The sequence below is a fragment of the Vibrio fluvialis genome (genome assembly GCF_900460245.1).
Classification (GTDB): domain Bacteria; phylum Pseudomonadota; class Gammaproteobacteria; order Enterobacterales; family Vibrionaceae; genus Vibrio; species Vibrio fluvialis.
This window is the reverse complement of record NZ_UHIP01000001.1, coordinates 1,821,339-1,846,879: the sequence shown is the minus strand read 5'-3', so window position 1 is coordinate 1,846,879 and position 25,541 is coordinate 1,821,339. Positions and strand designations below refer to the sequence as shown.

Annotated in this window: 19 protein-coding genes; 5 read left to right on the top strand and 14 right to left on the bottom strand. The window is 49.2% G+C overall.

The features are described 5' to 3' along the window. Window positions 1-159: 159 nt before the first annotated feature. Complete coding sequence (gene fabV / locus DYA43_RS08700) at window positions 160-1,362, top strand: enoyl-ACP reductase FabV (RefSeq protein WP_024374315.1); 1,203 nt, start codon at window positions 160-162, stop codon at window positions 1,360-1,362. Window positions 1,363-1,462: 100 nt separating this feature from the next. On the opposite strand, the gene DYA43_RS08695 is transcribed toward fabV, so the two are convergent. Both DYA43_RS08695 and DYA43_RS08690 read right to left on the bottom strand, forming a co-directional pair. Next, window positions 1,463-3,145 (bottom strand): aspartate:alanine antiporter, encoded by a 1,683-nt coding sequence (locus DYA43_RS08695; protein WP_020327721.1) that lies wholly within the window; start codon window positions 3,143-3,145, stop codon window positions 1,463-1,465. A gap of 167 nt (window positions 3,146-3,312) precedes the next feature. Continuing rightward, the gene (locus tag DYA43_RS08690; RefSeq protein WP_020327720.1) at window positions 3,313-3,579 is read right to left on the bottom strand and encodes a GrxA family glutaredoxin; all 267 of its coding nucleotides are present in this window, start codon (window positions 3,577-3,579) and stop codon (window positions 3,313-3,315) included. A 308-nt stretch (window positions 3,580-3,887) separates the two neighbouring features. Between DYA43_RS08690 and DYA43_RS08685 the strand changes: the two genes are divergently transcribed. Then, the gene (locus DYA43_RS08685) at window positions 3,888-5,138 is read left to right on the top strand and encodes an iron-containing alcohol dehydrogenase (protein WP_061056654.1); all 1,251 of its coding nucleotides are present in this window, start codon (window positions 3,888-3,890) and stop codon (window positions 5,136-5,138) included. 34 nt (window positions 5,139-5,172) lie between these two features. Here DYA43_RS08685 and DYA43_RS08680 read toward each other — a convergent pair whose 3' ends face one another. The 5 genes from DYA43_RS08680 to DYA43_RS08660 all read right to left on the bottom strand — a co-directional run bounded on the left by DYA43_RS08680 (window position 5,173) and on the right by DYA43_RS08660 (window position 10,626). Further along, window positions 5,173-6,027, bottom strand: a complete 855-nt coding sequence (locus DYA43_RS08680) for a MurR/RpiR family transcriptional regulator (protein ID WP_020327718.1) — start codon at window positions 6,025-6,027, stop codon at window positions 5,173-5,175. Between the two features lie 311 nt (window positions 6,028-6,338). Then, window positions 6,339-7,982 carry a pyridoxal-dependent aspartate 1-decarboxylase PanP gene (gene panP / locus DYA43_RS08675; protein ID WP_020327717.1) on the bottom strand — a complete coding sequence of 548 codons (1,644 nt, stop codon included), beginning with the start codon at window positions 7,980-7,982 and terminating at the stop codon, window positions 6,339-6,341. A 139-nt stretch (window positions 7,983-8,121) separates the two neighbouring features. Continuing rightward, entirely contained in the window at window positions 8,122-8,634 is a 513-nt protein-coding gene (locus DYA43_RS08670) for a hypothetical protein (protein ID WP_061056653.1), read from the bottom strand. Between the two features lie 146 nt (window positions 8,635-8,780). Further along, complete coding sequence (locus tag DYA43_RS08665) at window positions 8,781-9,686, bottom strand: LysO family transporter (protein WP_061056652.1); 906 nt, start codon at window positions 9,684-9,686, stop codon at window positions 8,781-8,783. Window positions 9,687-9,705: 19 nt separating this feature from the next. Further along, the gene (locus DYA43_RS08660; protein WP_020327714.1) at window positions 9,706-10,626 is read right to left on the bottom strand and encodes an HDOD domain-containing protein; all 921 of its coding nucleotides are present in this window, start codon (window positions 10,624-10,626) and stop codon (window positions 9,706-9,708) included. Between the two features lie 372 nt (window positions 10,627-10,998). On the opposite strand from DYA43_RS08660, the gene DYA43_RS08655 reads away from it, so the two are divergent. Beyond that, window positions 10,999-11,592, top strand: a complete 594-nt coding sequence (locus DYA43_RS08655) for a TfoX/Sxy family DNA transformation protein (protein WP_024374700.1) — start codon at window positions 10,999-11,001, stop codon at window positions 11,590-11,592. Between the two features lie 95 nt (window positions 11,593-11,687). On the opposite strand, the gene DYA43_RS08650 is transcribed toward DYA43_RS08655, so the two are convergent. The 3 genes from DYA43_RS08650 to DYA43_RS08640 all read right to left on the bottom strand — a co-directional run bounded on the left by DYA43_RS08650 (window position 11,688) and on the right by DYA43_RS08640 (window position 14,913). Further along, a complete protein-coding gene (locus tag DYA43_RS08650; protein ID WP_020327712.1) occupies window positions 11,688-12,236 on the bottom strand; it encodes a hypothetical protein in 549 nt (182 codons plus the stop codon). Window positions 12,237-12,461: 225 nt separating this feature from the next. After that, window positions 12,462-12,959: a response regulator gene (locus tag DYA43_RS08645; protein WP_020327711.1), complete on the bottom strand. Its 498-nt coding sequence runs from the start codon at window positions 12,957-12,959 to the stop codon at window positions 12,462-12,464. 22 nt (window positions 12,960-12,981) lie between these two features. Continuing rightward, window positions 12,982-14,913 (bottom strand): ATP-binding protein, encoded by a 1,932-nt coding sequence (locus DYA43_RS08640; RefSeq protein WP_061056651.1) that lies wholly within the window; start codon window positions 14,911-14,913, stop codon window positions 12,982-12,984. A 229-nt stretch (window positions 14,914-15,142) separates the two neighbouring features. Here DYA43_RS08640 and DYA43_RS08635 point away from each other — a divergent pair, with 229 nt between their 5' ends. Beyond that, window positions 15,143-16,414, top strand: a complete 1,272-nt coding sequence (locus DYA43_RS08635) for a DUF945 family protein (protein ID WP_061056650.1) — start codon at window positions 15,143-15,145, stop codon at window positions 16,412-16,414. 119 nt (window positions 16,415-16,533) lie between these two features. Continuing rightward, window positions 16,534-17,628, top strand: coding sequence for a 3-phosphoserine/phosphohydroxythreonine transaminase (gene serC, locus DYA43_RS08630; protein WP_020327708.1), 1,095 nt, complete (start codon window positions 16,534-16,536; stop codon window positions 17,626-17,628). 140 nt (window positions 17,629-17,768) lie between these two features. Here the strand turns inward: serC and DYA43_RS08625 are convergent, their stop codons facing one another. The 4 genes from DYA43_RS08625 to DYA43_RS08610 form a co-directional block, all read right to left on the bottom strand. Next, on the bottom strand, window positions 17,769-20,102 hold the full coding sequence (locus DYA43_RS08625) for a YgiQ family radical SAM protein (RefSeq protein ID WP_061056649.1): 2,334 nt from the start codon (window positions 20,100-20,102) through the stop codon (window positions 17,769-17,771). A gap of 515 nt (window positions 20,103-20,617) precedes the next feature. Continuing rightward, window positions 20,618-22,213: an ABC-F family ATPase gene (locus DYA43_RS08620; protein ID WP_020431592.1), complete on the bottom strand. Its 1,596-nt coding sequence runs from the start codon at window positions 22,211-22,213 to the stop codon at window positions 20,618-20,620. Window positions 22,214-22,477: 264 nt separating this feature from the next. Further along, on the bottom strand, window positions 22,478-23,050 hold the full coding sequence (locus DYA43_RS08615) for an NADPH-dependent FMN reductase (RefSeq protein WP_061056648.1): 573 nt from the start codon (window positions 23,048-23,050) through the stop codon (window positions 22,478-22,480). A gap of 211 nt (window positions 23,051-23,261) precedes the next feature. Further along, window positions 23,262-25,526, bottom strand: coding sequence for a glycoside hydrolase (locus DYA43_RS08610; protein ID WP_061056647.1), 2,265 nt, complete (start codon window positions 25,524-25,526; stop codon window positions 23,262-23,264). Between the last annotated feature and the right edge of the window lie 15 nt (window positions 25,527-25,541).

The following is a 25,541-nucleotide window of genomic DNA, read 5'->3' as shown; positions in this document are numbered from 1 at the left end:
TTAGTTTGTAAGCCGCACTCGGAAAAACAGGGTAACTTGCTGGAAATTTCAGCGTCGAGTGCTCCAACCACTTGCTAAATGAAGGCATTTTTACAGAAATAGGATGCGAACTGCGGGCGAAACTTTTATCCTAGCGAAGATTTTTGAAGGAAGTTGAATATGATCATCAAACCTAAAATTCGCGGATTTATCTGTACAACAACGCACCCAGTGGGTTGTGAAGCTAACGTAAAAGAACAAATTGCTTACACTAAAGCACAAGGTCCAATCAAGAACGCGCCTAAGCGTGTGCTTGTTGTCGGCTCTTCTAGTGGTTATGGTCTCTCTTCTCGTATCGCGGCGGCATTCGGCGGCGGTGCAGCGACTATCGGTGTATTCTTCGAAAAACCAGGTACAGACAAGAAACCTGGTACAGCGGGTTTCTACAACGCAGCAGCGTTTGACAAACTGGCTCACGAAGCAGGCCTGTACGCAAAAAGCCTGAATGGCGATGCGTTTTCGAACGAAGCTAAACAGAAAGCGATTGAACTGATTAAACAAGATCTGGGTCAGATTGACCTGGTGGTTTACTCACTGGCATCTCCAGTGCGTAAAATGCCGGAAACCGGTGAACTGGTTCGTTCTGCACTGAAGCCGATTGGCGAAACTTACACCTCTACAGCGGTTGATACCAACAAAGATGTGATCATCGAAGCCAGCGTTGAGCCAGCAACTGAACAGGAAATCGAAGATACGATTACTGTCATGGGCGGTCAGGACTGGGAGCTGTGGATGCAAGCGCTGGAAGAAGCGGGCGTTCTGGCAGACGGTTGTAAGACGGTGGCATACAGCTACATCGGTACTGAGCTGACTTGGCCTATCTACTGGGATGGTGCTCTGGGTCGTGCGAAGATGGATCTGGACCGTGCATCTGCGGCCCTGAATGCGAAACTGGCTGCGAAAGGCGGCTCGGCAAACGTAGCGGTACTGAAATCTGTTGTGACTCAGGCAAGCTCAGCGATTCCTGTTATGCCTCTGTACATCGCAATGGTCTTCAAGAAAATGCGTGAAGAAGGCATTCACGAAGGCTGTATGGAGCAGATTTTCCGTCTGTTCAATGAGCGTCTTTACAAAGAAGACGGCAGCGCGCCAGAAACTGACGAGAAGAACCGTCTGCGCCTGGATGACTGGGAACTGCGTGATGACATTCAACAGCACTGCCGTAACCTGTGGCCACAAATCACTTCTGAAAACCTGAAAGAACTGACAGATTACGAACTGTATAAAGAAGAGTTCCTGAAACTGTTCGGTTTTGGTATCGAAGGCGTGGACTACGATGCAGACGTTAACCCAGAGGTTAGCTTCGACGTTATCGACATCTAATGCGATAGATACATAAAAAAAGGCGCTGAAATCAGCGCCTTTTTTATTGCTTCTCGGGCAATGCGATACAGAGAAACGTTGCCCGAGAAAGGAAAAAACACTAGCTGAGCAGGATCAGTATCGTACCTGCCAGCGTCATCAGAATGTTGGCGATAGCGTAAGTACCGGCATAACCCAATGCCGGAATGGTGGACTTAGCGTACTCGTTCACGATGTCCATTGCTGGCGCACAGGTGCGGGCACCGATGATGGCACCAAACAGCAGTGCGCGGTTCATCTTCAGAATGTGCGCGCCCACCAGATAGGCAAACACTACGGGCAGAACACTGACGATAAATGCCAGGCCAATAACCTGAGGACCGACTTCGGACAGATGTTCAAACATTTTGCCGCCGGCACTCAGACCGATACCGACCATAAAGAACATTAAGCCGAGATCTTTAACCATATTCAGGGCACCTTGTGGTACATAACCAAAGGTTGGGTGGTTAGCACGCAAGAAACCGAGTGTGATGCCCGACAACAGAAGTCCTACCGCGTTACCCAGGCTGAATGACACCTGACCAAAGGTCATGGTCACCAGACCGAACAGAATACCCAGAATAAAGAAACTACAGAATGCCAGCAGGTCGGCCATTTGGCTGTGAATCGAGATAAAACCGATTTTATCCGCCAGACCTTTCACGCGGCTTTTCTCGCCACTGACCTGCAATACATCACCTTTTGCCAAGACGATGTCGAGGTCCATTGGCATCTCAATCTGCGCGCGGACTACGCGGTTTAAGAAACAGCCGTATTCTGACAGGTTAAGATCCGACAGACGTTTGCCCGCAATGCTGTCACTTTTCACCACGATCTCTTCTTCCGAAATGCGCAGGTCGAGTAGGTTACGGTCAAATACTTCTTTGCCGTTACGAAAGCTTGGGTCGAGACGCGCATGGCTGTCTGGGAAACCCACCAAAGCAATCTCGTCACCTTCCTGCAAAATGGCATCGCCATCGGGATGGGCAAGAATACCGTTGCGACGGATACGTTCGATGTAACAGCCTGTTTGGCGATAAACGCCAAGTTCACGCAGATTTCGACCGTCTACCCAGTTGATAAGCTCCGGACCGACGCGATAAGCGCGAATAATCGGCAGATAGACTTTACGTTGGCTGCTGCCCCCAAGGCCGCGCTCCTGCGCAATCTGTTGAGCGGAATCGGATAAATTCTGTTTTTGAATCTTTGGCAGCAGCTTGGCGAACATGATCATACTAATAAGACCAATCAGGTAAGCCATCGCGTAGCCAACAGAGACATTTTCCAGCACCAACGACAGATCCATATTGCGCGGAATCGAGGAAAGGCCAGAGTTCAGGGCATCCTGCGCACCAACTAATACAGGCGTTGATGTCAGAGCGCCCGCCATCATGCCGGCAGCAAGACCGAAATCGAGATTGAAATAGTGACTTGAGATATACGTCAGAACCGTTGCGGTAACCAGAACCACAAGACTGAGTACGAGGTAGTGTTTACCGTCGCGAAAAAAGATGCCAAAAAAGTTCGGACCCGCTTCAATGCCTACACAGTAAATGAACAGCATGAAGCCTATCGTCAACGCCTCGGCGTTAAACGTAAAACCGAGATGTCCCATGATCAGGGCCGTGATCAGAACACCAATAGAGTTACCTAACTGCAGGCTGCCAAAGCGGATTTTTCCGAAAGCAAGCCCGATAGCCAGAACAACAAAAATCAGCAGAATAGGGTTTTGGTCTAGCAAAAGTACGACGTCGATATTCACAATTTAGCTCGATTCAAGCGCGCAACAAGAGAATGGTTAAAGTGTGAGGATTGTATCGTAAATATGCAAAAAGATAAGTGAAATTTTTGCGGTTTGACATTTCTCTGAAGGAAATCCACAAATAAAAAACCCGCTATATATCAGCGGGTTCTAATGCATTCTGCAACTTACTCGTCAAACAGACCCAGATGCTCTTTTGCGTATGCTTCAAAGTCTGTACAACCGCCAATGTGTTGTTGATCGATGAAGATTTGTGGCACGGTTTCAACTGGTTTGCCGACAGTTTTCTCTAGATCAGCTTTAGTGATGCCTTCTGCGTGAATATCAACATAACGGTAGTTGAAGTCGTCACGTTTCGCTTTCAACGTTTCTGCGTGCTCTTTTGCACGTACACAGTAAGGGCAACCAGGGCGGCCAAAAATCACTACGAACATAACTTTCTCCTTTATTTCGATTGTTGCCACTATGCCCGATCCAAATTAGAAAATAAAGTGGCAATTACCTGTTCTTTTGATAGGCAAAAGCTATCGCATAAATTTGCTTCAGTCGCTGTTTAATCACTAATCTGCTTCTGACTCCAAGCCGTACTGAAAGATAACGATTTGCAGCTGGCGTTTGTGATGCTCTGCAAAAACCTGCTTTTTTATTGTGGTTATTTACAGCAAGTTGCACTGCATCAAACAATTTTTTTCGTGATACGAGCAATCTAAAACGCATCGCACGCATTCAGCCCGGAGGCCTCATGTTTCAGTTCATGACATCAAGTCGGATTATCTTTGGTGAAGGAGCGCTGCAAAGTTCCTTATCGGTGATTAGCCAATACGGATACAGCGTGCTTTTGGTGTCAGGTAAACGAACTGAACGCGCGAATGTTGTTGTGGATTACCTGCAGCAACAGAATATGCGTTACCAACATTTGGCAGTCAGTGGTGAGCCCAACATCACGATGGTGGAAGAGGCGGCTGTAGGAGGGCGTCGGTTCAGCCCTGATGTAGTGGTGGCGATCGGTGGAGGCAGTGTGCTCGACATGGGCAAAGCACTGGCTGCAATCATTCCCAATCAGGGAAATGTTTATGACTATGTGGAAGTGGTCGGCCGCAATGTTCCGCTTAAATCCAAGCCTTTACCCTTTATTGCTATACCAACCACAGCCAGTACGGGGTCCGAAGTCACGCGCAATGCGGTTCTGCGTTCGGGGCAGGATAGGGTGAAAGTCAGCTTGCGAAGTCCGGAAATGTTGGCCGATGTTGCGATAGTTGATCCGACATTAACGTACGCTACGGATTTGGCGACATCTGGCCGTGGCGCGATGGATGCGTTCACCCATTTAATGGAAGCTTACGTGTGCGGTGAACCCAATCCGTTGACTGACATGATTTGCGAGGAAGGGGTACGTCGCCTCTCCCGCTCAATTCTGGCGGCTTGTGTACGGGATGATAGCAAGGCACGTGCAGATTTATCGTTTGCCGCAATGCTCGGTGGCATGGCTATTACCAACGCTAAACTCGGTGCGGCGCATGGGCTGGCTTCGGCTCTGGGGGGGAAACTCGATGCACCGCACAGCGTGATAACCGCGCGTTTAGCCCCTTATGTGATGCGCGAGAATATTCATGCTGCGCAGCTTGCAGGACGCGAGGATGTGCTGGCTCGCTACCGCAGGTTGTCACATCTTCTCACTGGGCGTAAAAATGCTAATGTCGAAGATGGTGCTTTATGGGCGCAGATGATGTTGGATAAATTGAAGCTACCAACGCTCAGTGAGTATGGCGTTTGCAGTACTTCATTCGAGCAGGTAGCGCGAGATGCGATGAAATCGAATGCGATCAAAGGCAACCCGATTCCACTAACCTCGGAAAGGCTGATTTATATTCTCAATCAGGTTTGTGCATGCCGGGGCGAATGTGTTGACGCGGATATAGAGGCGCACCGACATGGCGCGGTGTTGTTGATCCACGACTCAGCCGAAGAAGAAAGCAGCAAATTGAGCGGATAGAAAGACGGAGCCATCAGGCTCCGTTTTTTAATGATTAAAAGTGTGAAAGCTTGTCGTAACGGGAGTCTTTCAATACTTCTTTCACGCGCTTGAGATTTTCGCGGAAGCCTGAACCACGGCGCAGGGTGAAACCCGTTGCCAGCACGTCGATCACCGTCATCTGCACGACACGGCTCGCCATTGGCATATAGACATCGGTGTCTTCCGGCACGTCCAGACAAATAGACAATGAGGCTGCTTTGTCCAGTGGCGAATCTTTCGCGGTAATTGCAATCACTGTTGCACCGTTTTCACGCGCCAGATTAGCAATCTCGACCTGACTCTTAGTTCGACCAGTGTGCGAGATCAAGACGATCACGTCGTTGTCTGTACAGTTAATGCAGCTCATTCTTTGCATCACAATATCTTCAAAACAGGTAATTGGGATGTTGAAACGAATAAACTTATTCTGAGCATCACGTGCGACGGCAGACGATGCGCCCAGTCCAAAGAACGAAATACGTTTGGCCTGGGTCAGCAGGTCAACCGCGCGGTTGATCTGCATTGGATCAAGGCTGTTTTTTGCCACATCCAGACAGGCCATCGTTGATTCGAAAATCTTGTGGGTATAAGCATCCGGGCCATCGTCTTCTTCGACGTTGCGGTTCACATAAGGTGTACCGTTCGCCAGGCTTTGGGCCAGGTGCAGTTTAAAGTCGGGGAAGCCTTTGGTATCAAGGCGGCGGCAGAAGCGGTTAACAGTAGGCTCACTGACATCAGCCATCTTTGCAAGAGTCGCGATGCTTGAGTGAATAGCAGTTTGCGGCGAAGCCATGATCACTTCGGCAACTTTGCGTTCCGACTTGCTAAAATTTTCCAGATTCTTTTGAATTTTTTCTAATGTATTCATAGTGTTCACGCGGGCGTAGAGAACAACTCGTTGGTAAAGCGATGTGACCATTTAGGGGAGGGAAATAAATCATTTCCAAAAGGTACATTCACCAACGCCATGGGATGAGTATAAACCTAAGCACGGATAATTCAGAAATGAAACGACGTATCGAATGATGAGAATATGACAAGCCTCAAACTAAATTTCATAAAAACTACAGTTTTAAGCTCAGAATTCTCATCAAAAGGAATTCAAATGCGCCGTATTGATGTGTGAGTTACAGCAAAACGAAATAAATTTTCAGTTTGCTGTAACTTTATCCGATAGGTTTATGCCAGGATTTGTTTCGCCAAATGCTCGATTCTGCCCATAAGATTTGGGGCTAAAGCGGCAATCTGGCGTTGTTCTTCAAGAACTGATTGAAGAATTTCATTGGTGGTCAGCGGGTTAGCTAACACAACCCGGAACACGATGGTGTCGAGCTTATTCCAACAGATCGGGTTGAGGCGAGTCCGGGAAACAAAGGATTTACCCGTTTCACGCTGCTTCTTCTGAATAAACTTAGTCAGTTCATTCAGCAGTTCATTTAACAGAACCTGATCGTCTGCATTTGCTTTTTCCAATGCTTGTCTAATGTGTGATGGTAGATAGCGATAGGTCAGCAAGCACAGCTCCGGTTGAGAAACCAGCTCGAAATCATCCTGCGCCTGAATCAGATCAGCGAAGTAACGTGCTTTGGCGATACTTTGATCGATCAACAGTTCGTATCCGGCACGGCTGATAATGTGCATACTGGCGTAAACCAGCATGGCCATACCGGAGCGAGAGCCCTCCAGAGTGTGGCTTCCGAGGTCCTTTGACCCTTTACGCAGAATATATTGTGCGTGATGCTCAATAGAGTTCATGGCGCTCGGATCTTTAAACAGTACCATGCCAGCGCCCATAGGGATGTACAACTGCTTATGGGCATCAATAGTGACGGAATCGGCGAGTTCTACACCATCGAGCAGATGGCGATGATGGTTCGACATCAGAGTTGCACCGCCCCATGCCGCATCGACATGGAAATGGCAGCCTTCCTGATGAGAAATTTCTGCCATGATGCGCAGCGGATCGACGTTACCCGTTTCTGTGGTGCCGGCTACACCGACAACGGCAAATGGTTTGATGTTGTTCGCTTTAAGCTCGGTGATTTTACGCTTGAGATCTTCCGGGCAGATGCGGTTGTTTTCGTCCGTTTTGACTGAAACCAAACCCTCCTGACCAATACCCAGTACGTCGGCGGCTTTTTTCAGTGAGTAGTGGCCGCGCTCGGAAACCAGAATCGCCAAGCCTTCATAGCCATAATGGCGCATGGCTTTGAACAGACCTTCTTTCTCCACGCCGTGGAAATCACCGTCGGCTTTCAGTGCGTTGTTACGGGCAACCCACAAGGCCGTAATGTTGGCGATAGTACCGCCGGAGCAGAAAGCCCCAAGTGAGTGCTCGGCGCTGTGCATCCATTGTTGGTAGAACGAATCTTGCTCACCGTAGATGAGACGATGCAACATGCCCAGAACCTGACGCTCCAGCGGAGTGAACGCTTTAGAGGTTTCGATTTTGACCAGATTCTGGTTGAGGGCAATCATGATTTTGGACAGCGGCATTAAAAAGTAAGGCAACGCCGATGTCATGTGACCGATAAAGCTGGGAGAGGCGGTATGCACCGACTGTGCTACCAGTGTATCAAGCAGATGCTGAGTATGGTCCGAGACAAATTCCGGCTCATCAGGAATGCGCGCATCAGAGAAATCTTTTTCAATCTCTTTCAACGGTTTTTCTTCTGCTACGATGTGTTCGCGCAGAAATTTGTTGAGGTTGCGTGAAAGCTCTTCTTCGATACGGGTCAGTGTTGAGTCTGGCCCTTCTGGCACGGTAAAGATGCGCAGCAGAGTTTCAAAGTTCGCATCCGCGATTTTGTGTTCAGATACCATACAGCGTCGTTATAATTTTTAATCTATCGTTTCAGGCGAGACAATCTAAACGAAAACGGGACCAAAGTCCCGCCTTAATTCGGATGGCCATGGAGAGCAACAGGGCAGAATATACAGAGATGTACCATGCCACCGAGTGTTATTGACACTCGATTTTTTCTGTTTTGGCGATTGCCTCGTTGTACTTGTTAAGTGCACCTTCAATTTGCTTTGGATGGCTTAGAAGTTCAGCAAATGCAGAGCGCAGCTCATAGTTCTTTTCGTGTGGCTTGGCTTGACGATCATCAAACGTCGTTTTGGCGATCTGGCCCAGTTCATCACTGCGTGACGCCAGCACTTTGATATCGTGTTGTTCCAGTTTCAGCCAAGCTTCGACAGGTTGCGCGGTGGCGACTTTTGAAGCGTCATGCTCTAAGTAGTAATGAACCGCTGCACGGCTCAGTTCAAAATGGTGTTGGCGACCATCCAAGAACCATTGGCTCACGTCAGCCAAATCCGGGTATTTTTCCGTCGTCATTTTGGCAAGATCTGAGTACCACGCCAGTGAAGCATCAATGTAGGCATCGTATTTTTTCGCAAAACATTGATTGTCGGCTGCAGCCGCGGTCATTGAGGTAGCCGATAAGAGCATGGTGACAATAAAGCGTTTCATAATCGTTCCTTTTGCGACTTTTTTATCTTTACCCTGTGGGCAGGGTTTTATTGATTTCCAGTTGGGCTTTACTTAATGCGTATGAAACAAAATCGTCACACGCAAGGCGCACCATTTTAAAAGATGTGCAACGTTATTCCTGAGATCTAGCCTGCAAGAGACACAAAGAATAACATTAAAACGGGCACTAACAGGCTGAGAATGAACCCACTGACGATCGCAACTGGCACACAACGCACGCCACCAGTGGTCTGAATGACTGGCAAAGTGAAGTCCATGGCTGTCGCACCCGCGTAACCGATGGAGGTGCACGGTTTGCGACTAATAAACATCGGGATCAGCACCAGAGAAATCAGCTCGCGCAGCAGCTCTATCATAAATGAAGCGCCGCCATAAACCGGACCAAACGCATCGCCCATCAGGATACCGGCCAAAGAGTACCAGCCAAAGCCAGATGCCATTGCCAGCCCTCTGTAGATGGGAATATCCAGAATCAATGCAGCAATGATGCCGCCAATCCAACTGGTGATCATTACCACTGCGGCGATCACCATGCCATGTTTGTTCAATAGGATCTGACCTAAGGTAAGACCGCTGTTGCGAAGCTGAATGCCAATAAAGAACAGCAACAGGAACAGAATCCATTCGCTTGCGGTATCGACCCACGAAAGGTCAAGACTGAAAACGACACCAACCAGCAAGCCACTACCGACCACTAAAATCAGTTTGACGGATTCAAGAGCCATACTAGAAAGAGGCAATTTAGTGTGACTGGTGTCGGTGGCAAGCGGAAGAAAACGGTCAACCAGAGGTAGAGCAAGCAGGTTGCAGGTGCCAAGCAGAACGAAAAATACGCCCGCGTATTTCAGGATCAGTTGCAGGTTGTCACCGAGGTTATCCAAAGCCGCCAGACTGAGTCCCATGAGAAAAAGGATCACATAGACCAGTGATGAGGTAGCTTGGTTAAGTTTGGCGAGCCAGTTTTTATTGTGAATAGAGAACAGATACCCCACCACAAGTGGGGCAAAGATAAACAACATCCCTGATAACATACATTCCTCGAAAAGTGATTTAGAAACCGCTGGCGTTAATTACTGCACTGAGTTGGGTTTTGAATTCCACATCACTGAGATTGCTGAGATTGTAGAGGACTTCTGCGCCGGCCGCGTTGATTTCAACGTCGTGCTCTTCTATCGCATCGTCTTGTTTTCTAAACATAAGTAGGTGATGTGCAATCCGTGCCACATCAAGGTAGCTGACTTCCTGGCAATGTTCTACTAATTCTTCGTTACAAGCCACTTCAAGGAAATCTTCGTCAAATCCCCAATGTTTGAGGACCAGTTTACTGGTGCTGGAACAGCTGGACTGGAAGATTTGCAACGCGATGTCTTGATCGAGGTAGTTGCCGTTTTCGAGGTAGAGATAATATTCATTGACCAGACAAAACAAACCGATGTCAGCCAGCAGGCCAACCAACAGAGCTTTGTCCTGCTCAAGGTGAAGGTAGTTATCGGGTTCAAGCTTTTTGAACGACTGAGCGACTAACACCATGGTCGCTCCCAACTCGCGTGAGACAGAAGCGCTGTTGACCAGGATCTTGTTGCATTCTTTACTCAGATTGATTGAGTGTTTGAGTTGTTCAATGGCTTGTGCTGTGACAATGTCACGTACACGAACGATGCCCAGACGAGACACGGCAGTGAGCAGATCGGTACAGGTAATATTACGGCGGTTAAACACCACGGAGTTCGCGACGCGAATAACAATGGCCGCTAGGCCGGGATCATCAGTTAGGCAGTCAGCGACATCGGAGACGCCAGTTGACTCTTGGGTACACAGTTTCTGAATTTTCAGCACGACATCAGGAATCGGCGGCAGAGAAATCTTGCCGGTACTGATGGAGGATTTAACCAACTGGGCAAACTCACTTTCTAGCCCTTCAATGAGTTTGTGTCGGTTTTCCGGAAGCCAATAAAAAGCTAAGTGATTCATTGTTTATCATTGTTAGTTTTAGTCCTGTTCATTCTACCGATCGCTAATTAATAGAAGCAACTATAAACCGGAAGAAAGCGGCAATTTCTTTACATTTCGATGATCTGTGAGACATTTTGCGTGCTTATTCTGTTCGAAAAGCCAACAAAGATGGTGGCCTTGTGACACTTCTCTCATTCTAGACAAATATTCGATACGTTGATGTGAATTAAGTCCGGACTTATTTCGTTTCGTTAACTATGATATATGAAACATATAGGTAAGCGTGTAGTACATATATAAAGCTTACTAATTAACCTATTCATTTTATTCGCTAAAAATTTGCTGCTATCTGGTGATCTGTCTTAATCGGGGAATGTGATTAAAGGATCAATGGATATGTTTGAGCATAGATTTTTCGATTATGTAATTAAGTTTGGTACCTACCAAAAACGTTCTATGTTTGGTGGTATTGGGTTGTTCCAGCAAGACGCGATGTATGCGCTGCTGACAGAAGATTGCATTTTCATTCGCGGCGGCGAAGATCTCGATGAAGTTTTGACGAATCTTGGCTGTGATAAGTACCGTCATGTGAAGAAGCAGACAACGGCCACCGTTAATTACTACGATATTACGCAGTTATTTGAACAGAACCACTCTGAACTGGACTCCATTATTGAACGTTCAATACTGTATTCCATTGAGCAGCGCTCTTTTCAGAAATCCCAGGCGAACCGTCGTTTGAGGGATTTACCGAATATGCAGTTGACGCTGGAACGAATGGTAAAGAAAGCGGGCGTTGACGATGTGGAAACATTCATGCGTCTGGGTGCGCCGGATGTGTTTAACAAAGTTCGCCGCATTTATGGCAGCGATCTGGATGTGAAGTTATTGTGGAAGTTTGCCGGAGCGATTGAAGGTATTCACTGGAAATTGCTGCAAGAGCCGCGTAAGCGCCAATTGCTCGATATCTGTCACGGTCGTTAAAAAGTATGTGACAAAGAGCGCTGAGACAAGGAAGTACAGAGCTCAATAAAAAAACCGAGGCTATGACCTCGGTTTTTTTGTGTTCGTTTCTCTGCTTAGTATTTGAAACGAGCAGTAAACATCAGTTGGTCGCCGTAGGTATCGTTGATGCGGGCTTCAGCACCCAAAGAGAACAGTTCAGTTGAGTGGAAACGTGCGTAAACTGAGCCGATCCAGTTGTCGTCGTTGTCGATCGAAACGTAACCTGCTTTACCGCCAACTTCCAGCTGTGGACCTAACCACTGACGCACACCCAGATTCAGTTCCATACCAGTATCTGCGCTGCCATTGTTTTTCTTATCTTGCAGGTGGAATAGCATTTCACCTGTAAAGTCTGCCCAGTTGTTAACCGGCGCGTGGAAACCAAAACCCGCCGCCGCGTCGTAGTCGCTCTCAAACTCAGAGTCAACACGTGCAATCACGTGAGCGTTAGGGTGAATAGATTTACTGACTGCAGCACCATAGGTCACAGGGCTTGCACCGATGCGCGCTTCAATGTAGTCGTAGCTGAAGTTGCTCATCACGGATGGGCTGTTACGGTCAACTTCAGCCATTGATTGTGCTGAAGCAAGAAGAAGTGCTGTTGCAATGATTGTTTTACGCATAGTCACGATAAACCTATATCTTTATGATTAATTCCATGGTCGAAAGCGGAATATCCGCTAGGACGTAAAGCCTTGAAAGATAACCAGGCTTCAAAAGTGTCGACATCATAATTCATAGGTGCAGTCTGGCTCCACCAAAAAATGTCATTGTTTTGTCGTCTAAGTAAATATTAAGCAATTAAGATGCCAAATATATGAACTCTTTGTGATTTCCTCTGCGTTTGCTTATTCACCGAAACTGATTCGTTTGGCAGAAATCGCATTGAGGATCTTTTCGGCGTCGAGCACCTGAATCCACGGCATCAGTTCCGCTTCGTTGTCGATAATGTACTGCGTGAGCTGGTCTTTGATCGTTTGGCGCAACTGGTCGCCATGCCACGGCTTAGCCACGTAAAAATGCAGGCTGGCATGATTGATGGCTTCGACGGTATCCTCCAGACCGGCTTGACCCGTCAACAGAATTTTGCGTGTTTTGGCGGTATCTTCGTCGTCGTTTAATTCAATCAGAAAACTGATCCCCGTTTGTTCTGGCATGATGTGGTCACACAAAATCAGCGCCAGAGGAATGTCCTGCTGGCGATAATCTTCAATGACTTCTTTGGCTTCTGCTACAGATTCCGCAGCCTCAATCACGAAGTGTTCTTCAAAACAATCGAGATCCTGAACCACGCTATCGAGCACTTCTCTTTCATCATCGACACATAAAATCATGTACTTATTCATGTTATTTTCCTTATCGCATGATTTAGCGAGGTGAGAGCGGTAACCAAACGCTCATGGTGGTGTAATGACCAAGCTCACTGTCGACGTCAATCCACCCTTGATGTTGCAGCACTATCTGCTGGCAAACTGACAAACCAATGCCCAGTCCGAAGTTGCCTTCCCGCTTGGTGGTGTAGTTGAGGGCAAAAACCTGATCTTTGAGCTCATCCGGTATGCCACAGCCATTATCGGTGAAACTTATGACAGCATAGGTTTGATCATTTTTCTCCTCCATTCGTGTGCGAATGTGAAGTGTGCCGCGTTCAGGGAACGCATCGATGGCATTAGAAATTAAATTGGTCCACACCTGTTGCAGCGCAATTGGCAGACAGCGAAGCGGCGGAATATCGGCGTACTCTTTTTCAACACTGTGCATCTTGAGCCGGTTTTCGAAGATGACCAGAGTGTCTTCAATCCCTTCATGAATATCGACCTGATGAAAAGTTTCGTCATCCGGGCGGGCATAGCCTTTGAGGCTTTTCACCATGTCGGCAATGCGCTGCGCGCATACGTTGATGGAGCGTAAATTGCTGCCGGCAAGATGGTAACATTCCAGCTTATCTACCTGTACTAATGCGTCATCGGGATGGCTTCTTGCAAGATCGATCAGCGTCTGATCGTTTTCGAGGCCAAGTTTTACCAGCTTTTTGGCCAGTAAACGGTGGTGTGTTTTCTCTTCCAATTGTTTAGCGCGAGCGCGCTCTTCGGACGTCGACAGTGGTTTTGCCTGTAAAGCATTACGCAGCAGCGCGGCGCCTTGTGAGTCCCGGGAATGGTCCACGTTGCAGCCGTCGACAATCGATTCGATGTTACGACTTAAGGTTTCTGTGCCGCGTAGGATGGCAGCGACCGGGTTATTGAGTTCATGAGCTACGCCTGCGACCAACTGGCCAAGCATCGCCATCTTCTCACGTTCGATCAGCTGTTGATGCGCCAGTTCGAGCGATTCAAGCGTTTTTTGCAACTGGAGTTTGGTGTTGATACTGCGTTGTAGGCGACGGTTGAAGTGACGTAACAACAAGTTAGTGAACAAGGGTAATAGACTGCTGTCGGAGTGCATCACCTTGGCAAAGACATCACGTTCGAGTTTAATCACTTCGGTCTTGGTCAGAGTAATGGCGGTTGAGAACGAAGGCTCACCTGTGACAAACGACATGCCTCCGACGATATTACCTTTTTTATGCCGAACCACTTCACGTTGCTGGCCGAGATCATCTTTTTTATACAGCGCAACTTCACCTTCAGTGATAAACCATAAAAAGCGGTTCTCTTCGCCTTCCTTAGTCAGCAGATGTTCCGCAGAATAGGTACGACACGCTCGGGTCTCATCCTCTTTTTCAAAAAATTGGTACAAGGCGCCAATGACTTGTTCGGCCAGTTCGGCGTCGGACAGACGATGGTAATCCGTAATAAAGCCTTCGCGGAAAGAGCGCATCTTGTTATCGATATGAGCACGCAAAATGCGCTGTTGATCGAGCAGGGTACTGTAACTCAGGATGTTGTCTTTATCCTGTTCCAGAATGTAAGTGGTCAGCTCCTGTTGCACGGTTTTGCGCAGCACGTTGTCTTGCAAAGGTTTAGTCAGACAATAATCGAGACGGCCTTCGTTGACGGCATTCAGAATCGCCTGAATATCCTGCCCGCAGCTGATCAGCACTTTGCGCGCATTGCGTGTGTGCGGCAGCTTATCGAGGTGAATTAAGAAGTCTGCGCCGTTAAACGCTTCATGATGGCTGGCGACAACCAGAGCCACGGTCTGACCTTGCTCTTCGAGAAATTCTAAAGCCTGCTGAGCATCTTCTACAGAATCCGCAGTATGCAGGTCAAACTTGGCGGCAAACGCACTCAGCTCGTGGCGCCATTGTTCCACGCTGATGGGATTGTTGTCTAAACAGAGCAAAGCGTATCGATTCACGGCAGTCTCGTCGGTTACGGGTCGGCATCGATACTGTAACAAGCTTTGCCAGATGGAATTGGGAGCTAGGTTTGAAGACACTAAACTTTGACTAAGTAGGCATCAATACTCTGATTTAACTCAGTCTTTTCTCATTAATACCTGACATTACGCATTTATACTCGTGTCACTTGAGCTCATTGAAATAACTACGGTAGACTGAGCCAAACAATCAGGAAATCCTTTTATTATGAAAACTATTAAACGAATCGGTGCAGTTGGTGGCGCAATATCATTGGCACTTTGCTGGCCTTTGGCTGTCGGTCAAATCGGTCAGAACGTGATCACAGATGGTGTGAATCACATCGACAACGATAAGGTTAAAGCGGAAGTGGTCAGTTACGATCGTGGCTACCTGACTTCAACGGTCCAAACCCGTTATTCCATCGTAGATCCGGCCATTAAGCTCCAAATGGAAGCGGAAGGTATACCGACCGAAGTTGTGATGAACAGCGAAGTGCATCATGGTCTGCTGAGCCTGACTGCGGTCTCAACGTTCCCGGATTACCCGGATTTCCCCATGGTGATCAACAGTACCACCCGCTTAAACGGCAACACGGAGTACACAGCACAAACGGAAACCTGGCACTATGCCAATAACGGCGAGAATCCATTCACGCTGTCTGTAACACCGATGGTGTTTAAGGGCACAGCGACGACGCTAGGCGAACTGACTTACTCTGCGTCGATTCCATCCATTGATATGGATTTCCCGACGGGTGAAAAAGTTCAGATGAGCAATTTGGCGGGTGAAGGTCAGGGCATACAACAAAACGGTTTCTGGATTGGTCAGCAAAAAATGACCATGGAGCAACTGAATACTCAAGATACGGCAGGTGACTCGCCATTCAGCGCGAAACAGGCATCGTACGAATTCACCTCAACATTGGATGAGCCGAAACAGCGTTTTAGCAGCCAACATATTATCAAGATCGGTGAGTTGGTGAATGAAAGTGGCAAAGTTAACGACGTGCAAATCGATTTCACTTTGGGTGATGTTGACAGCCAGTCGTTTGCCAAACTTTCCGACATCTATCAGGAGAATCCTGATATGTCCCAACAGGCGATTTCTGAAGCGCTACCTTACGTGGACACCCTGTTCGCAAAAGGTTTCAAAGTCAGCATGAACAAAATGGCGCTGAAAGTGGGTGAGGGTGAATTCGACTCTAACTGGTCGTTTGCCATTCCAGAAGGCACTAAAGACGTGCTGCAGGACCCGAGCGTGATTTTATCGGCGCTGACTGGCAATCTGGACACTTTTGTCTCAACTCAGCTAGCGGCTGACTATCCGTTTGTTCAACAAGGTGTTGACGAACTGGTCATGATGGAAATGGCGACTCAGAACGAAAAAGGTTACCAGTTAAAAGCGGATGTGAAAGACGGAAATCTCGTTTTTGCCAATGGTCAACAGGTCCCGCTGGTGGCATTGCTGGTACCGTTAATGATGCAACAAGGTTACTAATCTGCTGATTTAATCGGTTATTAAAGAAAAGAGGTCTTAAGACCTCTTTTCTCGCTTTTTATCCTGATAAAAAAGTGGTATTAATCACACTAATTTTCGATAGCAGGAGCAAGGAACACATGGAGCCGAATACGGACACTGTTTTTAACTTTAGTGCTGGTCCAGCAGCGTTGCCAAAAGCAGTGATGCAAAAAGCACAGGCTGAATTTGTTAACTGGAACGATCTGGGCGTTTCAGTGATGGAAATCAGTCACCGTAGCAAACCTTTCATTCAAGTTGCTGAAGAAGCGGAACAGGATTTACGCGATCTTCTCAACATTCCAGATAACTACAAAGTGCTGTTCTGCCAAGGCGGTGCGCGTGCACAATTTGCGGCGGTTCCACTGAACCTACTGGGTGACAAAACTCAGGCGACCTACATCGACGCAGGTTACTGGGCGGCAAGTGCAGTGAAAGAAGCGAAAAAATACTGCAAACCGGCGGTATTTGACGCGAAAATCGAAAAAGACGGCAAAACGGCTGTCCTGCCTGCCAGCGAATGGAAAATTGACGCGGACTCCGCTTACGTTCACTTCTGTCCAAACGAAACTATCGACGGTATCGAAATTAACGACCTGCCTGTGACTGACAAACCGATCGTTGCTGACATGTCTTCTACCATTCTTTCGCGCGAAATCGACGTATCGAAATACGGCGTGATTTACGCGGGTGCTCAGAAAAACATCGGCCCTGCGGGTATCTGTATTGCGATCGTGCGTGATGATCTGTTGGGCTTAGCCAATGACGTTCTACCCAGCATTCTGAACTACAAACTGCTGGCGGAACAGGATTCGATGTTCAACACGCCACCAACGTTTGCTTGGTATCTGTCTGGCCTGGTGTTCAAATGGCTGAAAGAGCAGGGCGGTGTTAAAGCGATTGAAAAGATCAACCGTGAAAAAGCGGCACTGCTGTACGGTTACATCGATTCTTCAGACTTCTACCGTAACGAAATTCACTCTAACAACCGCTCACTGATGAACGTTCCGTTCCAGTTGGCAAAACCAGAACTGGATGGTACTTTCCTGGAACTGGCTGAAGCGCGTGGACTGACTTCTCTGAAAGGTCACCGCGTCGTGGGTGGTATGCGTGCTTCTATCTACAACGCAATGCCGCTGGAAGGCGTTCAGGCGTTGGTTGATTTCATGAAAGAGTTCGAAGCTCAGTACGCGTAATTGTCTGAGCTTGCTTGCAAGCTTGAACGCGCATTTTAAAAAGCTCAGTGGTCACACTGGGCTTTTTTGTTTCCGTTGCTCAGGGGGCCTTGAGCACAGCGATAAAAAAACCGCCATTGCTGGCGGTTTCTACATGGTTATCAGGCTCGTTGGCTGCTGCGACCCTGCGCTTTACCTTTTCCGGCCGGACGGGAACGGTTTTGACCCTGACCCGCACTGGTATTGGGGCGGCCATTGCTATTCGGTTTACCGTTCTGGCCTGACTTTGCCTGATTGCCCGCAGGTCTGCCGTTAGCTCCCGGCTTCGACTGACCGCCTGGTTTGCTGTTGCCCTGACGCTGACCGGCTGGTTTGTCGCCACGCAGTGCATCAAAGCCCGGTTGTGCCATCGTATGCTTGGTTGCAAAACGGTTCGAACCATGGCGACCAGATTTACGACGTTGTGCCGGCGTCAGTTTCTCACCATCTTCAGATGGTACCAGGCAACCCGGTTTGTCGCCGATCAGGTGTTTTTTACCCATGTTGATCAGCGCTTCACGGATCAGTGGCCAGTTGGCTGGATCGTGGTAGCGCAGCAGTGCTTTGTGCAGACGACGCTGACGCTCACCTTTTGGCACCGCCACGTCTTCACGTTTTTTGTACTTCACGCGTTTCAGTGGGTTCACTTCTGAGTGATACATCGCTGTCGCGTTACACATTGGCGAAGGGTAGAAGTTCTGTACCTGGTCACACTCGTAGTTGTTCTTCTTCAGCCACAGCGCTAGGTTGAGCATGTCTTCGTCTTTTGTGCCCGGGTGCGCGGAGATGAAGTACGGGATCAGGTACTGTTTCTTACCCGCTTCTGCGCTATATTTTTCAAACAGCTCTTTGAAGCGATCGTACGTTCCCATGCCCGGTTTCATCATCAGATCCAGTGGCGATTTCTCGGTATGTTCCGGTGCAATCTTCAGATAACCACCAACGTGGTGCGTGACCAGTTCTTTGATGTATTCCGGAGACTCAATCGCCAGATCGTAACGCACGCCTGAGGCAATCATGATCTTCTTAATGCCGTCGACTTTACGCGCTTCGCGATACAGGTCGATGGTGTGCTTATGATCGGTATTGAGTTTGTGACAGATACCCGGGAACACACACGACGGACGGCGACAGTTGGCTTCCGCTTTTGGATCCGAACAGCCAAGGCGGTACATGTTGGCCGTAGGGCCACCCAAATCCGAAATGGTGCCGGTAAAGCCCGGAACCTTGTCACGAATCTCTTTCAGTTCGTTGATGATCGACTCTTTCGAACGGTTCTGAATGATACGGCCTTCGTGTTCGGTGATCGAACAGAAAGAACAGCCACCAAAGCAGCCGCGCATGATGTTGACCGATGTCTTGATCATGTCATAAGCCGGAATTTTCGCTTTGCCATACATTGGGTGCGGAACACGCGCGTATGGTAAGTCGAACACGAAATCCATCTCTTCTGTCGAGAGTGGGATCGGTGCCTGGTTTACCCACAGTTCACGGTTGCCATGGCTCTGTAGCAGCGCGCGGCCAGAATATGGGTTGGTTTCCAGGTGCAGCACGCGGCTGGCGTGTGCGTAAAGAATACGGTCGTTTTGCAGTTTCTCGTAAGAAGGCAGACGCACGGCTGTCGTCTTGGCATCGTGGCGAGAAGGGCGAATGGTGATCGGTTTGGCTTCGGCTTCTTCTTTTTTGCCGGTCTCGCACTGCGTTTCCACTTCATACGGGTTGGTTGGTACGAACGGCGTGCTTGGTTTATCAATACGCGAAGAGTCGATAATGGTGTAGCCTTCCGGAGCAGCAGGCAGGTTGACTGCAGTGCCGCGCACGTTAGTCATGTCGCTGATGTTTTCGCCATTGGCCAGGCGATGCGCGACTTCGACCAGTGCACGCTCTGCGTTACCAAACAGCAGGATATCCGCTTTGGCATCAAACAGGACCGAGCGACGAACTTTATCTGACCAGTAGTCGTAATGCGCGACGCGTCGCAGGCTGGCTTCAATACCACCCAAAACGATTGGCACATCTTTGTACGCTTCGCGACAACGTTGTGAATACACCAGAGTGGCACGATCCGGACGTTTACCGCCTTCATTGTTTGGCGTGTAAGCATCATCGTGACGCAGCTTTTTGTCCGCCGTGTAACGGTTGATCATCGAGTCCATGTTTCCGGCCGTTACGCCAAAGAACAGGTTTGGTTTACCCAGCGTGGTAAAGGCGTCTTTGCTGCTCCATTCTGGCTGCGCAATGATGCCCACGCGGAAACCCTGCGATTCCAGCAAACGGCCAATGATCGCCATACCGAAGCTCGGATGATCGACATACGCATCGCCAGTGACGATGATGATGTCACAGCTGTCCCAACCCAGCGCCTGCATCTCTTTACGCGATGTCGGCAGGAATGGGGCTGTGCCAAAACACTCGGCCCAGTATTTCTTGTATTCGTTAATCTTTGGTGTATTCATAAGTTTAAAAACTTGCTCACTTTACTAAAGGGGCTGAGTGGCGTTCTGACCATTATTATGTGGTCACAGGGCAAAAGCCTGGCCTCTGTTGTGCGGTCTTCCACTCAACGCCCGACATTCTTGCGCGCTAGAGTCTTCCTGATCTTCATCACTCAGGTTCGCCTCACGCTCATCGCTTCCCGCTGGCGTTATTTACGCGTATTACGAGCGTCCAACCTCCGTTTTCCGCTCCGCTTTGTTCGGCTTAGATTGCGCCTAATATCGCGTATTAAGGTCTCTGTGCGGCCTTAATACCTGCAGTAATACTAGGTGAAAAAAGCAGCCAAACAAAATAGCGGTGGAGTGTATCACGTTCTCGGCAGAGTCGCTCAATTTCTGTGACGGATAACTAAAAACTTTACATTGTGGGTGATAGGACGATGAAGTTGCTTTGCAAGGCGATGGCGCCAATAAAAAAGCCACCGCAAATGCGATGGCTTTTTAGCAAGCGTTATGACTTAAAACCGGGTGGCGAATTAGCCAATCAGGCCTTGTTTCGCCAGGTACTCATCGTACGTACCGTGGAAGTCGTTCACACCATCTTTGGTGATTTCGATAATGCGAGTCGCAATCGATGATACGAACTGACGGTCGTGAGAAACAAACAGCAGCGTGCCTTTGTAGTTTTCCAGAGCCAGGTTCAGTGCTTCGATCGATTCCATGTCCATGTGGTTGGTTGGTTCGTCCATCAGCAGGATGTTTGGTTTTTGCATGATCAGCTTACCAAACAGCATACGACCTTGCTCACCACCAGAAATCACTTTGACCGATTTCTTGATGTCGTTTTGTGAGAACAGCATACGACCCAGAATACCGCGTACGGTTTGCTCGTCTTCGCCTTCGTTTTTCCACTGGCTCATCCAGTCCAGCAACGACATGTCTTCCGCGAAATCATGTGCGTGGTCCTGAGCGTAGAAACCGATGTTGTTGTTTTCAGACCATTTGATCATGCCCGCCATCGGTTCCATCACACCCGCCAGAGTGTTCAGCGTGGTGGATTTACCGATACCGTTCTCACCGATGATCGCGATGCGTTCACCCACTTCAACCATCAGGTTGACGTTGTTGATCAGAATGTTCTCGCCGTAACCCTGTTTCAAACCTTCCACTTCCAGCGCGTTACGGAACAGTTCTTTCTTCTGATCGAAACGGATGAATGGTGACTGGCGGCTTGACGGTTTCACTTCTTCCAGTTGGATTTTATCCAGCTGTTTCTGACGAGAAGTCGCCTGTTTCGCTTTTGATGCGTTCGCAGAGAAGCGGCTTACGAAGGTTTGCAGCTCAGCAATTTGAGCTTTCTTCTTCGCGTTGTCGGCATGCAGACGGTCACGCGCTTGTTCAGCCGCGATCATGTATTCGTCGTAGTTACCGTGGAACAGACGCAGTTCACCGTAATCCAGATCCGCCATGTGCGTACATACGGTATTCAGGAAGTGACGGTCGTGCGAGATGATGATCATGGTGCAGTTACGCGCCAGCAACGTTTGCTCCAGCCATGCGATAGTGTGCATGTCCAGGTTGTTGGTGGGTTCGTCGAGCAGCATGATTTCTGGTTCTGCGAACAGCACCTGCGCCAGCAACACACGCAGTTTCAGACCCGGTGCGAGCTCGCTCATCAGGCTGAAATGTTGTGCTTCAGGAATACCCAAGCCCAGCAGCAGTTCACCCGCGCGTGCTTCGGCGGAGTAGCCGTCCATTTCTGCGAATTCAGTTTCCAGATCGCCAACACGCATGCCGTCTTCGTCGGTCATTTCTGGCAGAGCGTAAATGCGGTCACGTTCTTCTTTGACCTTCCACAACTCTTTGTGACCCATGATAACTGTGTCCACCACCGTGAACTCTTCAAACGCGAACTGATCCTGACCCAGTTTAGCCATACGCTCGTTTGGATCGGTCGAAACAGAACCTGCCGATGGCTCCAGCTCGCCGCTGAGAATTTTCATAAATGTGGATTTACCACAACCGTTGGCACCAATCAGGCCGTAACGGTTGCCATTACCAAATTTAATCGAGATGTTTTCAAACAATGGCTTATCGCCAAATTGCATGGTGATGTTTGCAGTCGTTAACACAAGGCATTCCAAGTTGTTGGTCTACCCGTTCTGACTTGAAGTGACAGTGCCTCTGCGCTGAAGTGGCAGAGGAGCAGGCTTCGAAGTCGATTGGGTACAGTAAATAAGTAAAAAGTTGGCCAGGGCCAACTTTCAAAGCTGCGCGATAGTAACAGTTTTTGTGATTAACATCACCCATGATCGTTCAACTTGATGCGAATCGGCTTGCAAGCCCGGTATTTACTGCATTCTGCGCCTTGGATTATTGCGTTGCGTCCTGTGTTATCAGCGTTGCCGCGGTAGCACAGTGAGTACGCGAATCACAAACTGGTGTAACTCTTTCATGTAGTTTTCCAGAAACGCTTTGGTTCGCTCAGCGGTGACATTGTTATCGTCGTCTATCATGCCATCGTGATATTGCAGATACGCTTCAACGGTATTCATCAGCGGTGAATTACAAAAACAGAGCACACTGCGCAATTGGCTCTGTGCAACCGCTGTACCGATAGCACCGGGTGAAGTGCCGATAACGCCGGAAGGCTTGCTGGCAAACGAGTTCTGCCCCCAGGGACGGCTTGCCCAGTCAATGGCATTTTTCAGCCCGCCGGGAATGGAGCGGTTGAACTCCGGCGTCACAAACAGCAGGCCATCGCAATCGGCGATCGCCTGTTTGAACGCTTTTGCTACCTCAGGAAAATCTGCGTCGTAATCTTGGCTGTATAGCGGTAGATCCTTGATGGGGATTTCCACCAGTTCTAACTCCGGTGGGCTGAGTTTAGCCAGCGCATGAGCCAGCTTACGGTTGATGGAGGTAGATGACAAACTCCCGACGAAATAGCCGATTTTGTACTTGGTCATATCAAGCTCCTGGTTTTTCCTTGCCCACAAGCTGTTTTGGGAATGGCAAAGGAAAGGTCAATAAAACGCGTTGTAAAATCCGCTGTTGGGGGCTGATATAAAACGACTTCGGCCGTCACAAACAGGCAGATCACCGCCCCTAAGTCTAGTGCACGCTAAGAACGGCCACCAATTCAGCGCCGCCCTTTTAATCTGTCCAACAGCTTTGCCGTTAGCGATTCGGCATCGCCGTCCAGTGTATTTGTTTACCATCACTCAGCGTTGCCAGCACCGATTGCGCCTTGATGGTTACGCCATGGTGATTTCGCGAATGCGGTGAAAAATTGGCAATGATGGTGGAGCCATCGCTAAAGGTCGTTTGTTGCAACTGGCCGACATCATCCAACCATTGAAAGTCCGTCAATGCCTGGTTCCAGAGCTGCTGGTGGATCGGAGAAAATCCTTGCTGGTAATGCTTTAGCGCCTTGATTCTCTGGCTTGATGGCGACAACGCTTCATCCCGAGTCAGGTGCACCATCGGCGGCGTGTTGTAGAGCATGCTGGTTAAATCGCGTTCTGCCTGCACATTACTGAATTTAAGGCTGTCGCTGTGCCAATGATGGCTGTTGATCACCTCGTCGTGAAAAACGGTTTGATACAGCGGAACCCGGTACTGCGGGCTAAACAGCAGAGTTTTGTATGGCTCTTTAACTGCTGCTGATTTAAAGAAGAAATCCGGTTTGTGATTCGGATACCAACGACCGAGAAAATAGGGTGAGCGGGTATCGCGCTTCATCTCATTATCCTGCCAACCAAAGCCGATAGTTTCCAGGCCGTGAGCAAAACTGATGCCTTGTGTGGTGAGGCTGTTGCCATCTTCCGACCCCAGAACCAGGCGTTGCTGCTCGCTTATCCACAGCATGCGTTGATTAAACGCACGGAGCATGGCATTTTCACTGGTTGCATCGCGATAATCCTCGCGGGCCATGGCGGTGGCATCCACATCAACAAACAGACTATTGAAGTGTCCGTAGCGGACAATATCGAGCACGCGCTGCTGCACATACGCTAAGTGACAGTTTGGATTGAGGTAGTTACCTTGGCCACGAAAGCCTGGCTGCTTTTCGCCACTGGCTCGTTCGATGGCGCATTGCTCGCGCATTTCGCCGGGCAACTGCGCGGTGAGCCAACTGTCGTTCACGCCAAGGGGAATAGCGGTGTTGTACGAATCGTAAGTGGCCACTAAAAAGCCCGCCTTTTTAGCCTGCTCAACAGCGTCGGGTTGATAGAAGGCCGGCATCCAGTTGTCAAAACCGAGCCATAACTGAGTCAGCCCGGCAGATTGCAAGGTGTTGACCATTTCTGATGTTAACGCTTGCCCCCAGCGCTCAGGCGCTGAGAGGTAGCGCGCCGCGGCGGAGGCGAGCCAACGCTTTTGCTTTTGAGCCGCATCAAACTGTGCTGCAATTGCGTTGTTGCTCAAGGTCGGCGGGGAAGCGGCGAATCGCGCTGCCAGCGAATTGTTCAATGCATCGACCAGCAATTGTTGATGGTAGCGGCTGAATCCGTCTCGCCTTGCTTTCAGAGCTTGCAGTTCTTTACGGCTGGCAGGATCGACAGATAACGTAGAGGCATTGAGATACCAGTCGTTCAGCCCCCACCAGTCGCGTACATCTTGTGTGCTCAGCAAACCTTGCCCGAACAGATATACCTGACTGGCACCAATCAAGCGGGAAATGGCGGGGTTGCGCGCCACTTGTTGTTGCAATGGTGTCGATTGCTGATGCTGTTTGCGCCACTGGCGATAGGCTTTCGCACCATCAAGCGCATGTTTGCCGAGCGACAAGCGAACCTGAAACGGATCATGCTGATTCAGAACAGTGAACTGATGATCAGCCTGCATGTCGAGACGTTCATCTGCTTGGGAGAAGGTCAGCGTATTGTTAGTGGCGCTAAGCAACTGCACCGAAACAAAATTCGCTCCCTGCTGCGCAGTCCAGAACGGCATTTTGAGATCCTGAGTCGTGTTGGCTCCGGAATAGTTGTCGATCAGAAAGTCGCTCCAGGTGCGGTTGTCTGTCGGAATGCGCATCCCTTCGCTAAATGGCAGTAACAGGGCATCGGTGTCGCGCTGCGGCAGATCAAACCAGCGCAAGGTGACGGGATGATTACGCGTGATCCGCGGCTGAGCCGCGGGAGCGAAACTCAGTTCTAGTCCATCGCGATCGAGTGTGGCCGAGACGTTGATCTGGCTTGGCCGGAGCTGCCAACGCGCTGACCGAGCGCTGGTGGCCTCAATGTTTGAAGCCTGCTGCGGCTGCTGGTTAACGCTTAGCGCCGCGCTGTTGACGTGAATTCCGTTCCAGAGGATCGCGAGGTTGTCGGGTGAAATTTGAATCTGCTGCTGGTCACTATTGAGCGTGACAGGGGCGGCATGCACGGAGAGTGTCAGCGCCATCAGTGAAAGTGGAGCCCAAGAGAGCAATGGATGAGTCATAGTGAATTCCTGTGT